This is a genomic window from Halorubrum sp. Atlit-26R (genome assembly GCF_003666015.1).
Lineage (GTDB): Archaea > Halobacteriota > Halobacteria > Halobacteriales > Haloferacaceae > Halorubrum.
This window is the reverse complement of record NZ_QPLT01000002.1, coordinates 251083-263142: the sequence shown is the minus strand read 5'-3', so window position 1 is coordinate 263142 and position 12060 is coordinate 251083. Positions and strand designations below refer to the sequence as shown.

Annotated in this window: 9 protein-coding genes and 1 pseudogene; 5 read left to right on the top strand and 5 right to left on the bottom strand. The window is 71.4% G+C overall.

Features of this window, described 5'->3' with window-relative positions; genetic code table 11:
- The first annotated feature begins 11 nt into the window (after positions 1-11).
- From DVK07_RS03715 to DVK07_RS03705, 3 genes and pseudogenes are all read left to right on the top strand, one after another.
- Positions 12-407 (top strand): hypothetical protein, encoded by a 396-nt coding sequence (locus DVK07_RS03715; RefSeq protein WP_121595795.1) that lies wholly within the window; start codon positions 12-14, stop codon positions 405-407.
- Positions 407-958, top strand: a pseudogene (locus DVK07_RS03710) (MOSC domain-containing protein); the annotation flags it as partial. The gene DVK07_RS03715 and the pseudogene DVK07_RS03710, both read left to right, overlap by 1 nt.
- A 268-nt stretch (positions 959-1226) precedes the next feature.
- Positions 1227-2444 carry an MFS transporter gene (locus tag DVK07_RS03705; RefSeq protein ID WP_121595794.1) on the top strand — a complete coding sequence of 406 codons (1218 nt, stop codon included), beginning with the start codon at positions 1227-1229 and terminating at the stop codon, positions 2442-2444.
- 65 nt (positions 2445-2509) lie between these two features.
- On the opposite strand, the gene DVK07_RS03700 is transcribed toward DVK07_RS03705, so the two are convergent.
- Positions 2510-4570, bottom strand: coding sequence for a peroxidase family protein (locus DVK07_RS03700; RefSeq protein WP_121595921.1), 2061 nt, complete (start codon positions 4568-4570; stop codon positions 2510-2512).
- A gap of 200 nt (positions 4571-4770) precedes the next feature.
- Between DVK07_RS03700 and DVK07_RS03695 the strand changes: the two genes are divergently transcribed.
- Positions 4771-5556, top strand: a complete 786-nt coding sequence (locus tag DVK07_RS03695) for a PHP domain-containing protein (protein ID WP_121595793.1) — start codon at positions 4771-4773, stop codon at positions 5554-5556.
- A gap of 74 nt (positions 5557-5630) precedes the next feature.
- Here the strand turns inward: DVK07_RS03695 and DVK07_RS03690 are convergent, their stop codons facing one another.
- Positions 5631-6401 (bottom strand): DUF502 domain-containing protein, encoded by a 771-nt coding sequence (locus DVK07_RS03690; protein ID WP_007344727.1) that lies wholly within the window; start codon positions 6399-6401, stop codon positions 5631-5633.
- Positions 6402-6670: 269 nt separating this feature from the next.
- Complete coding sequence (locus tag DVK07_RS03685) at positions 6671-7909, bottom strand: mandelate racemase/muconate lactonizing enzyme family protein (protein ID WP_121595792.1); 1239 nt, start codon at positions 7907-7909, stop codon at positions 6671-6673.
- 96 nt (positions 7910-8005) lie between these two features.
- Here DVK07_RS03685 and DVK07_RS03680 point away from each other — a divergent pair, with 96 nt between their 5' ends.
- A complete protein-coding gene (locus DVK07_RS03680; RefSeq protein WP_121595791.1) occupies positions 8006-8491 on the top strand; it encodes a TRAM domain-containing protein in 486 nt (161 codons plus the stop codon).
- A 25-nt stretch (positions 8492-8516) separates the two neighbouring features.
- Here DVK07_RS03680 and DVK07_RS03675 read toward each other — a convergent pair whose 3' ends face one another.
- Positions 8517-9635 carry a geranylgeranyl reductase family protein gene (locus DVK07_RS03675; RefSeq protein WP_121595790.1) on the bottom strand — a complete coding sequence of 373 codons (1119 nt, stop codon included), beginning with the start codon at positions 9633-9635 and terminating at the stop codon, positions 8517-8519.
- A gap of 93 nt (positions 9636-9728) precedes the next feature.
- Positions 9729-11963 carry a thioredoxin domain-containing protein gene (locus DVK07_RS03670; protein WP_121595789.1) on the bottom strand — a complete coding sequence of 745 codons (2235 nt, stop codon included), beginning with the start codon at positions 11961-11963 and terminating at the stop codon, positions 9729-9731.
- Positions 11964-12060 lie beyond the last annotated feature (97 nt).

The following is a 12060-nucleotide window of genomic DNA, read 5'->3' as shown; positions in this document are numbered from 1 at the left end:
GCAGATCGGCCGTGAACACGCGCGCTGAATCGGCGGCGTCGGGCGAGGGTCCTGGAAACCGGTCGGACCCCGCTGACCGCCGCTTCGACGGCCCGTGGCTCGCCGCGCTCGCGGCGACCGTCGCCCTCTGGACGGTGCTGTACGCGGTCGACCGGGCGTTCCTGACCGGCGGAACGCCGATCGCCGCCGCGGTCGCGTTCGCGCACGGCTACCTGCTCGCGCCGCTCGCGACCGCGACCGTCCTACTCGACGCGCTCTCGCTCGCCGAGCGCCGCGTCGTCGACCTCGGCGTCTTTAAATGGCTGTACGCGCTCGCCGCGCTCCCCGTGCCGCCGGTCGCCGCGCTCTACTACGCGCACCGCGAGTGGCTGAAGCCGGCCGATTCGGACCTCCTCGGAGGACCGTGATGCCGGCGGACGCCGGCTCCCCGGAGGGCCCCGGCACCGTCGAGTCGCTCGTCACGGCGCCGGAGGGGGGCGCGCCGCCGGTCCGCCGCGACGCGGTCGAGATCCGCCCCGACGGCGTCGCGGGCGACCGCTACCGCAGCGGCGACGGTCACTTCCAGCTCGACGCCTGCGCGGTTACCCTCGTCGCCGCGGAGGCCCTCGACGCGGTCCGCGAGGAGACCGGGATCGACGTCCGCGACGGTCGTCACCGCCGGAACGTCGTCGTCGACGGGTTCGGCGCGGAGATGGACGGACTCCTCGACGCGACCGTCGCGGTCGGCGACGCGCTCCTGCGACCGACCCGCCGGCGCCCTCCCTGCGCGCACGTCGAGGAGCTCGCCGGCGAGGACGGGCTCGCGTCGGCGCTGCGGAACCGCGGCGGACTCTGCTGTGACGTGGTCGAATCCGGTCGCGTCGCCGTCGGCGACGCGGTGCGGGTCCGCGAGGCCGACCCGCGGACCGCCGGCGCGGCCATCGCGGAGCGGCTCGCCGATCGGGAGCGAACCGCAGAGGAGGAGCGAACCGCAGAGGAGGAGCGAACCGCAGAGGAGGAGCGAACCGCAGAGGAGGAGCGAACCGCAGAGGAGGAGCGAACCGCGGACGGGCAGCGATCTGCGGACCGGGAGTGAATCCCCAGACTGCTCGCCGCGAGAGGACGGTTTATACGGGTCGCGCGAGACGGCCGAGACGAGACGTGAACCGCGTGGTCGACGCCACGAGCGCTCGGAGCCTCTCGCCAGCGAATCGACCGGACCAGGCGGCGCGGAGGCGGCGGTCGGCGTGAACTGGCGCTACCGCCACACGGTGTTGACGCTGTGCATGCTCGCCTTCTTCGTGACGTACTTCGCCCGGCTGGCGATCAGCCCGGTCGTTCCCCTGATCATCGACGACTTCGGCGTCTCGAACACGGCCGTCGGGGTCGCGCTCTCGGGGATGTGGTTCGCCTACGGGCTCTCGCAGTTCCCGAGCGGCATCCTCGCCGACCGGTTCGGCGAGCGCCGCGTGATCCTCGTCGCGGTCGGCGGGACGACCGCGATGAGCCTCCTGCTCGCGATCGTGCCGGTGTTTCCGGCGTTCGTGCTGGCCGCGGTGCTCCTCGGGCTCGCGGCGGGGCTCCACTACGCGGTGGCGACCACGCTGCTCTCGCGGACGTTCGACGACCTCGGCACGGCGGTCGGGATCCACTCGCTGGGCGGGCCGCTGGCGGGGCTGGTCGCACCGGTGGCCGCGACGTGGGTCGGCTTCAGGTACGGCTGGCGCCCCGGGGTCGCGCTCGCCGCGCTCGTCGGCGTCCCCATCTTCGCCCTGTTCGCGCGGCGAGTCCGGCCGACCGAGCCGCGGCGACCGGACCAGGCGATGGCCGAGCGGCTCCGGCTCGCGCCGCTGCTCGAACTGATCGGGCGGCGCGAGGTCCTCGTCCCGCTCGTCGTCGCGACGCTCGGGACGTACGTCGCGCAGGGCGTCATCTCCTTCCTCCCGACGTTCCTCGTCGAGCTCCGCGGGTACTCGCCGGCGTTCGCCGGCGGCGTCTTCTCGGCGTTCTTCGTCGTCCGCGCGGGGGCGCAGGTCGGCCTGGGCCGGCTCTCGGACCGGCTGGGCCGCGACGCGAGCATCGCCGCGGCGCTCCTCGGCGGCGCGCTCGGCCTCGGGGGGCTGGTGGCGCTCCCCGACCTCCTGCGGCTCCCGACCGCGGTCGGGCTCCCAGCGCTCCCGACCCTCGCGGGGCTCGGCGTCGCCGTGTTCCTCGCCGGCCTCGGCTCATCGTTCTTCTCGGCGATCGACCCGCGCTTCATGGACGCGCTCGACGACGCGGAGCGCGGCGCCGGCTTCGGGCTGATCCGGACCGTCTACACGGTGATCGGCTCCGCGGGCTCGGTCGGCGTCGGGCTCGCCGCCGACCTCTTCGGCTGGGCCGCGTCGTTCGCGGTCATCGCCGGCATGTCGGGGCTCGCCTTCCTCGTCATCTCCGCGAACGCGCTCGTCGGCGAAGGGCGGTGAGGCGTCGGGGCGCCGCTCGGGGACAGCGCGGGCGCGGTGACGCGGCCGCGACGGCCGAGAGCCGCTCACCCGACGTAGCGCCGCCGCGTCGAGCGGTCGCCGTCCGCGTCGTACACGGTGACGACCTCGCCCTCGTCGTCGAGCGCGGGCGCGCTCCGCCCGAGGTAGTGGTCGGACGCGGTGTCCGCGCCGGCGCCGACGTGGACCGTCAGGGTCTCGTCGGGGCCGAGCGTCGCGCTCGGGAGGTCGTCCCGCTGGCCGTCGAGGTCGATTGCGTAGCCGGTCAGGTCGACCGGTTCGTCGGCGAGGTTCCGCAGCGTCACCGACTCGTCGAGGGCGTCCCCGGTGCCGTCGCCGACGCCGCTGCCCGGGCCCGCGTCGACGGCGTCGATCACGAGTCCGTCTGGGGCCGCCTCGGCCGCGAACGCCGTGACGTCGGCGAGGGTGTACCCGTCGGTCGGCGTCGATTGCGGGAGGCTCGGCTCCCAGCCGTCCGGCGCGGCGTTCGGGTAGGCCGTCTCGTCGGCCTCGATCAGGCCGATCAGCGTCTCGGCGACGATCCGACTCCCGACCGCGCCGAGGCGCTCGCCGTCCTGCTGGTACTCCGCCTCGGCGAGCACGTAGTACCACAGCGGCGAGTCGGGGTCCGCGCCGCGACCGTGCGCCCGCAGGGTCTTCATTATCGGCGAGTCCTCGCCGAAGTCCTCGTTGCGGATCGGGTCGTACCCCATCCGCGCGGCCACGTCCTGTCCGGACGGGATGCCGAGCGCCTTCCCGCGGCGGAGGTTCCGGACGGCGAGCGAGGAGTCGCCGGAGATCGGCAGGTCGAACAGCGTCGGCGCGAGGAGCGCGTCCGTCTTCCGCGCGTGCTGGTAGTCGCCGTCGCCGGTGTCGAGCAGCCGCGACCAGTCGACGACGAGGTCGCTCGGGACGGGCCGGCCGCCGCGGAGGTTCCGGCCGTCACCCGAGCCGGTGGGGAACAGCGGCACCTCGCCGACCTCGTCGTTGACGTCGAACGCGTGGCGGATCATGCTGTGGCCGAAGCGGTAGGCGGCGCCCCCGAACTCGACCGGTATCGCCGGCGTGCGCCCCGGCGGGACGAAGTGCTGTCGGCCGCGCTCCTCGATGTCGTCGAGGACGTATCGGTCGCAGATCCGCGGGAGGAAGTCGTGGCGCACGACCCACTGGTAGTGCCACCTGACGAGCCGCTGCGCCGCTTCGAGGACGGACTCGCCCTCTTCGACAAGGTCGGAGCCCGGGCCGCGGAGGTGGTCGACGACGCGGTTGTGGAAGTTCACGAACGCGAGCTGGAGCTGGGAGACGACGACGTTCTCGTCGTTACGCGGGTCGCCGATCAGCGCCACCCCCTGCTCGTTCCGCTGGAGGTCGGTCCCCGGGAGCCCCGAGAGCCCCCCGCCGTCCTCGGCGCCGGGTGCGCCCGCCTCGCCGGTGAGCAGCTTGCGCTCGTCCGTCTCGTGGTCGTAGAGGTACGGCGCCGCCTCGGCGTTCGTCCGGTACATCGAGTCGAGGTCGAGCGCCGGCGTCCGGAAGTTGCGCAGCGCGGCCGGGTCGTTCCGGCGGTCGATGTCCGAGGTCGGGTCGAACGTGACGTCGTGGTCGACGAACTGGCCGAAGATGCCGTAGCCGGCGGGCGTCTCGGCGTCGCCGACCGGGTCGTCGGGCGACTCCATCATCGGCGCGTCGGCCTCGCCGCCGGTCCCACCGAGCGTCCGGAGCAGGTCGTCGTCGCGCTCGTACGGGTCGAGCCCCGGGAACTGCGTGTGGAACCGGTGGCTCCTGACCGGCCCGGCGGCGGTACACGCCGCGTCGTTCATGCCGCGGTGCTCGGTTCCCCCGTGGATGGCGACGCTGTGCGCGTTCACCGTCAGGCGAAGCGCCGCCTCGTCTCCGTTCGGCCGGTCTCGCCGTCGGACCGGCTCCTCGTCGCCCCCGCCGACCGGGTTCCGAACCGTGAACGAGACGTCGTCCACGTCGACGCCGCCGTCCGGTTCGAGGACGAACCCCCCGTCGTCGCCGGTCGTCCAGTAGCCGATCCGGTCCCCCTCGCCGCCGCGCCGCTCGCCGACCACGACCCGGCCCGACAGCGGCCGATCGTCGCCGTCCACGACGCGACAGTGTATCTTGCCAGTGGTACCCATGGTGTGATAAACCAATCATCAGTAAGAAAAAATTTTCTAAATGAACTTTCAACGAGTTTTGCGGATCATGTTGCTGGTTCGATCTCGGCCCGTCGGGGCCGATCCCCGCGTGGTAACTCGCTCCGCACGACCCGAACCTTCGAGTCGGGCCGGGCCGTACGTCCGCCGTGTACGACTACCACGCCCACACGAACTACTCGGACGGGGCGTTCCTCCGGTGGATGGTCGAGGCGGCCGCGGACGCCGGGCTCGACGGGGTCGGGTTCGCCGACCACTGTAACGTCTCCCCGGAACCCGGCGCGCGGCGCTACAAGCGCGCGCTGGGGTTCAACCTCGACATGACGTACGAGCGGCGCCGCGAGGCGATCGAGGCGGTCCGCGAGGAGGCCGCGGTCGACGTGTTCGACGCCGTCGAGATGGACTACGACCCCGCCCACGAGGGTGCGATCGCCGAGTTCCTCGACGACGCCGGCTTCGACTACGCCGTCGGCAGCGTCCACGACCTCGACGGCGCGAACGTCCACACGCGCTCCCACTTCGCCGACAAGCCGGAGGCGGAACGGCGGGAGCTGGTCGATCGCTACTTCGAGAAGCTGGTCGGCCTGGTCGAGTCGGAGCTGTTCGCGATCGCCGCGCACCCGGACCTGATCGAGCGCAACCCGCACCTCCGCGGGTTCGCGACCGAGGACCACTACGCCGCGGTCGCCGACGCCTTCCGCGGCTCGCGGACGGTCCCGGAGATAAACGCCGGGCGCCTGCTCGACGACTACGGGGAGTTCCACCCGGCGCCCGCGTTCCTCGACCGACTCGTCGACGCCGGCGTCGACGTGACCGTCGGGACCGACAGCCATGAACCGGGCGAGATCGCGCCCCGAGCGCGGGAGATCGAGGCGGAACTCGCCCGGCGGGGGCTGGAGCCCGTCGGGCTCGACCGCGTGGTGAAACGGGCCTGACGCCCTCGGCTATCGACTCCGACGACGCCGCGCGTGGTACGGCAGACCCTCACGGGGCGTCACGGTTCCCCGATCTACTCCCCGTCCTCGTCGTCGTAGTCGGTCGTAACCACCGCGCTGCGAATGTCTTGGTACCGCTGTGAGTTCTGTAGCTCTTCGAGGCCGATGTCGAGGGTCCCCGAGGCACCCTGGTCGGTCGCGACACCGCTCGTGAGAACGCTCTGAATGCCCTCCTCGATGGTCATGTCTATGTCGTGTACGTCCGACTGCGGGATGTACGTCAACAGCCCGCCGGTCACCGGGTTCGGCGCCAACGGCAGGAACATCGAGACCATCTCCTCGTGACCGGTCGACTCCTCGATCGTCACCGGGGCCTCGCCGGTCTTGAACCCGAGCACGTAGACGTTCTCGTCGAAGCACTGGACGAGCTTCACGTCCTGAAACTTGTCGTCCTGCTCGTCGAGAACCACGTCTCCCATCCGCCGGAAGCTCTTGTACACCGTCCCGACGCCCGGGATCGAAGACACCACCAGATCGAAGACGTCCACGACCCGCTGCCCGTAGCGGTTGCGTCCCACGACCCCGACGACGGCGATGACGAGCACGAGGACCGCGATCGCGATGAGCTCGGAGACGAACGCCACGACGTCGGCGTAGATCCCGATCTCGATGAGCAGCTGGACGAATCCGCCCGACTCGATGCGCTGGATGAGACCGGCCCACCGCAGGACCCGAATGAGCGGGTCCAGCGCGTTCCGAACGAATCCGATCGCGATGCTGACGATGTACAGCGTCACGACGACGGGGATCATGATCGCGACGCCCGTGATCAGCGAATCGTACACGCGCGAATACAGGGATCGCCCGGTCTGTTTCGCCCGGGTCGCTACTTGGGAGGGCTCGCTATCGTCGGGGGACGACATGATACCTTCCTCTGCGGGGAACGGTAAAATAAATGGTCATTCACGAACCCGCCGACGGAGGTTCCCGCGCGCCTATCGAGCGCGACGAAGCTACGCTTCGTCGAACTGCGGGAATCTCCGATTTTCGCGCTTGACTTCGGCTTACGCCTCGTCAAACAACGCCTGACTGCGTCAGGCGAGCCCGATCCGGCTTACGCCGGGTCGAACAACGTCTCGCCGTCGACCATGTGCTCCTCGACGGCGTCCATGTCGAGGGTGAGGCCGAGGCCGGGCTCCTCCGGCACCTCGATGTAGCCGTCCTCGATGACGTCCTCCTCGACGAGGTCCTCCCACCAGCCGAGCTCGTAGGAGTGGTACTCGATCGCGAGCGAGTTCGGGATCGAGGTGCCGACGTGGGCCGCCGCCATCGTCGCGATCGGCGAGGCGACGTTGTGCATCGCGACCGGGACGTAGTACTGGTTCGCCACGTCCGCGATCTTGCGCGTCTCGCGCATCCCGCCGACCTTCGGCAGGTCGGGCGCGACGATGTCGACCGCCTGGTTCTCGATGAGGCGGCGCAGCTCGGTGACGCGGTAGCGGTTCTCGCCGACCGTGATCGGCGTGGTCGTGTTCTTCGTGACCTCCTCCTGAACTTCGAGGTTCTCCGGCGGCACGGGGTCTTCGAGCCACCACACGTCGTACTCCTCGATGGCGTCCGCGAGGCGCTTCGCCGAGCCGCCCGAGAACGTCCAGTGGCAGTCGAAGGAGACGTCGGCCTTGTCCTTCACGCGCTCGGTGACCTTCTCGACGATCTCCGCCTTGTGACGGATCTCGCCGGGGCGGAGGTGGCGGTTCGCGCGGTCCTTCTCGAAGCCGCTCGGCACGTCGAGGTCGAACTTCAGGGCGTCGTAGCCGAGTTCGTCGACGACGCGCTCGGCCTCGTCGGCGCAGGCCTCGGGGTCGGCCTCGTCCTCGGTGTGGCAGTCGCAGTAGACGCGCATCTCGTCGCGGTACTTGCCGCCGAGCAGCTGGTAAGCGGGGACGTCGAGGATCTTGCCGGCGAGGTCGTGGAGCGCGACCTCGATGCCGGAGATGGCCGTGACGGTGACGCCCTCGACGGAGCCCTCGCCGGACATCTTCTGGATCAGGTGTTCGTAGAGGCGGTCGATGTCGAGCGGGTTCTCGCCGACGACGAACGGCTTCATGCGCTCGATGAGCTCCGGGACGCCCGCGCCCCAGTACGCCTCGCCGGTGCCGACGACGCCCGCGTCGGTGTACACGCGGACGAGCGTCCACGGGAAGTTCCCGTCGACCATCGTCGTCTGGACGTCCGTGATCTCGACGTCGCGGCCGCCGCCGCGCGTCCCCGTGGTCCCCATCGTCTCGGCGGAGAGTTCCCGCATCGTGTACTCCGCGTTCGGGTCGTGGAGCGACTCGTAGTTTCGGCTCATGCGCGGTGATTCATTCGGGGCAGGGTAAATGTTTACCTTCGCTCGTCGGACGGCCCGAACAGGTGGCTTTTCATCCCCGTACGCGCAATGGAACCCATGGTCGAAATCACTGATTCTCTCGCGTGTCTGTACACGGGGCGAGTGGAGTCCCGCGGCGACGACTACGTCGTCACCGTTCCCGCCTCGGAGATCGAACACGGAAGCGTCGACGTCGGCGAGACGTATCGGATCGCCGTCTTAGACCGTGCCGAGTCGGGTGACGAGGAGTCGGCGTCGAGCGCCGGAGACGACGCCGCGTCCGTTCCGGACGCGAGCGGTAGCTCGGGCGAGAGCCCGTCCGACGACGGCCAGCGGCCCACCTCTCGCGGGGCCGCCGGCGCGGTCCAGCCCGACCCGCCCGTCTCCGAGGGGGAGGTCCGCGACGTGACGATCGAGACGCTGGGCGACAAGGGCGACGGGATCGCGAAGATCGAGCGCGGCTACGTCGTCATCGTCCCCGACGCCGAGCCCGGCGAGGAGCCGACCGTCGAGATCACGAGCGTCCGCGAGAACGTCTCGTTCGCGAACGTCGTCGAGGAGTAGCGACCGACCGGGGTCGCAGCGCCCCTCAGTCGCCGCGACTTTTCTGTTCCGGCGGGGCCCCCCGCGAGAACAGCGCCCGGAGGTTCGACGGCGAGAAGAACGAGGAGGGCTCGTCCATGTGGACGCCGATCTCCCCCGACAGCGCCCGCAGCCCGACTCGCTGAACGGGTTCCGGGAGCGAGTAGCACCGCCGGATCGCCTTTCCGAGCCGGATCTCCGTGGCCAGCTCCTCGCGCCACCCGGACTCGTAGTCGGCGAGCGTCGCCGGGTCGCGCGGGTCGATCGCCGCCGCGGCGACGTCGGCCGCGCGCATCCCGTAGAGGATGCCGCCGCCGGTGAACGGCTTCGTCTGCGCGGCGGCGTCGCCGATCAGGAAGCCGCGCTCGCTGGTCGTCCGCGACGGCGGCCCGACCGGAATCGCACCCGAGCAGCGTCGGTCGGTCGTCGCGCCGTAGGCGTCCGTGAGCCGGTCGAACATGGCCGACACGTCCTCGCTCGGGGGCGCCGCGAGCCCGTACTCGACGCCCGCGTCGCCGCGGGGGATCCGCCACGCGAAGAAGGTCGGCGCCGTCAGGTGGACGTCGACGTAGTCGCCCGCGTCCGGCTCCGGGTCGAAGCCGAGGACGCCGTGGAGCAGCTCGTCCGGCTCCGGGAGGTCGAGCGCGCGGCGCACCCGCGAGGTCGGCCCGTCGCAGCCGGCGACCATCCGGGCCTCCACCCGCTCCACGTCGCCCGCGGGCGTCTTGACTTCGACGACGACCCGGTCGGGACGCTCCTCGACGCCGACGACCGTGTGGTCCTCTCGGACGTCGGCACCGGTATCGCGCGCGCAGTCCGCGAGTGTCCGGTCGAGCCCGACGCGGTCGATCACGTTCGACACCGGCTCGCGCTTGTAGAACGGGTACGCCCGCGACCCCGGGCCGTCGACGTGGAAGCGAGCGCCGTACACGAGGTTCTGGAGGAGCTCGTCGCGGGCGCCGTCGGGGACGTACTCCCACACGTCGTCGGAGACGTGGCCGGAGCAGGCGAGCGGCTCGCCGACCGACCCCTTCTCGAAGGCGACGACGTCGCGGCCGGCCTCGGCCGCGCGCCGAGCGAACCGGGAGCCCGGCGGCCCCGCGCCCACGACGACGAAATCGTACATGGGGGAAGCGAGGTGACGGGGATATTTAATTACGGCGCGGCTAATCGGACGGGGCCGGCGGGTCGCGAATCGAGAGAGTACGGGGCGTCGTCGCTACGCCGACGGCTCCCGCGTCTCCAACCACTCCAGCGCCGCGTCGAGGTCGGTCCGCGGCGGCGAGCAGGTGAACCCCTCGCAGACGTAGGCTGTCGGCTCGCCGTCGGTCGCGTCGCGGTCGGCCCAGATCGGCGGCGCCTCCGTCATGTCGAGGCGGTCGAGCCACTCGTCGAGTCCGTCTTCCGTGGCCGGGCGCGGCGCGACCAGCGCGCCCGGCAGGTACCGCTCGCCGAGCGTCTCCCGCCACTCGTCCGGCACCTCGTCGGCGGCGACCGTCACTTCGATCCCGCCGGTCTCGACGACGTTCGCGGCCCGCACGAGCGAGGCGTGTTCCAGCGGGCTCCCGCGGACCCGGTCGGCGTGCGTCCGAACGACGCGCTCGGCGATCTCCCGGAACTCCCCGTCCGTCCGGAAGCCGTCGAGGAGCGCGAGCGTCTCGGCCGCGACGCCGAGGCTCGACGGCGTCGACCGGTCGGTGAACTCCTGCGGCCGCGCGATGAGCGGTCCGGCGTCGCCGGCGTCCGCTTTCGAACCCCCGTCGTTCAGGTCGCGCGTGAAGTAGATCGTCCCGTCGTCGGCGTCGTAGAACTCGTCGACGAGCGCGTCGGCCAGCTCCAAGGCGAACCCGAGCGGCTCCGGGTCCCCGGTCGCGGCGTAGACGTCGAGCGCGCCGCGCGCGAGGAACGCGTAGTCGTCGAGGTACCCCGGGCCGCGCACGTCGCCGTCGAGCCAGCGCCGGGCGAGCGCGCCGGTCTCCGCGTCGGCGTCGTAGAGCCGCTCGCGGCAGAAGTCGAGCGCCTCGCTGGCGATGTCGGCGTTCGGCTCCCCGAGGGCGTCTCCCGCCCGCGCGAACGCGGAGATGGCCCGCCCGTTCCACGAGGCCAGCACCTTCTCGTCGCGGGCGGGCCGCGGCCGCGACTCCCGGGCGTCGAACAGCGCCGTCCGCGCCTCCGTCAGGGCCTCCCGGACCTCGTCGGGCGCGAGGTCGCGCTCCGCGGCCAACTCCTCGACCGACGCGGCTATCGTCGGGACGGTCGTGCCGCGCTCGAAGTTGCCGCCGGGTCGGATCCCGTACCGCTCCTTCGCGAGCGACGCCGCCGGCTCGTCGAGGACGGCGTCGACCTCCTCGGGCGTCCAGACGTAGAAGGCGCCCTCGACGTCCTCGGCTTCGTCGGAGTCGCCCTTATCGTCGCCCCGCCGGCTCTCGGACGGCCGGCTCCGCGCGTCGAGGGTGCTGAAGAACGCGCCGTCCTCGTGGCGGAGCTCGCGGTCGAGGAACGCGAGCGACTCGCTCGCGACCCGGGCGTACGCGGGGTCGCCAGCGAGCCGGTAGCCGTCGAGGTAGGCCATCGGCAGCTCCGCGTTGTCGTACAGCATCTTCTCGAAGTGTGGCACCGTCCACTCGCGGTCGACCGCGTAGCGGTGGAACCCGCCGCCGATCTGGTCGTACATCCCGCCGCGGGCCATCCCGTCGAGGGTGCCCGTCGCGGCCGACAGGAGCGCGTCGCGGCCGCGCCCGGCGTACGCCCGCATGAGGAGGTCGATCCGCCCGGGCATCGGGAACTTCGCGCCGCCGCTCCCGAAGCCGCCGTACTCCTCGTCGTAGCCGCGGAGCGCGGCCGCGGCGGCCGTGTCGAGCAGGTCCTCGCCGGACGGCGAGTCTGTCCCCTCTCCATCTAGGTCCTCCGGATTCGGCGTCGGAACCGACTCCAGCTCGTCGCGCGCGCTCTCGGCCCACTGGTCGGCGCGCCGTTTCATCTCCTCGCGCTGCTCGGGGTCGCTCCAGGAGTCGGCGATGCGCTCGCAGAGCCCGCGGAAGCCGGGGTGATTCTGCCGCGGCTCGGGCGGGAAGTAGGTCCCGACGTAGAACGGCTTCCCCTCGGGCGTGCACCACGCCGAGAGCGGCCACCCGCCGCCGCCGGTGACGAGCTGGCAGACCGTCATGAAGGTGCTGTCGACGTCCGGGCGCTCCTCGCGGTCGACCTTGATCGGGACGAACGACTCGTTGACCACCTCTGCGACCGACTCGTCCTCGAAGCTCTCCTCGGCCATGACGTGACACCAGTGACACGAGGAGTAGCCGATGGAGACGAACACCGGCACGTCGTGTTCGCGCGCTCGCTCGAACGCCTCGTCGCCCCACGGCTGCCAGTTGACGGGGTTGTCCGCGTGCTGTTGGAGGTAGGGACTCGCCTCCCCGTCGAGGCGGTTCCGCTCGGTCGGCTGTGACATACGCCCGATTCGGCCCGGCGGGGCAAAAGGCGTCCGCACCGGGACGAGCGGCGCTGCCACCCCCGTGGTCGACCTCGCCGGCACCCCTATTTATATC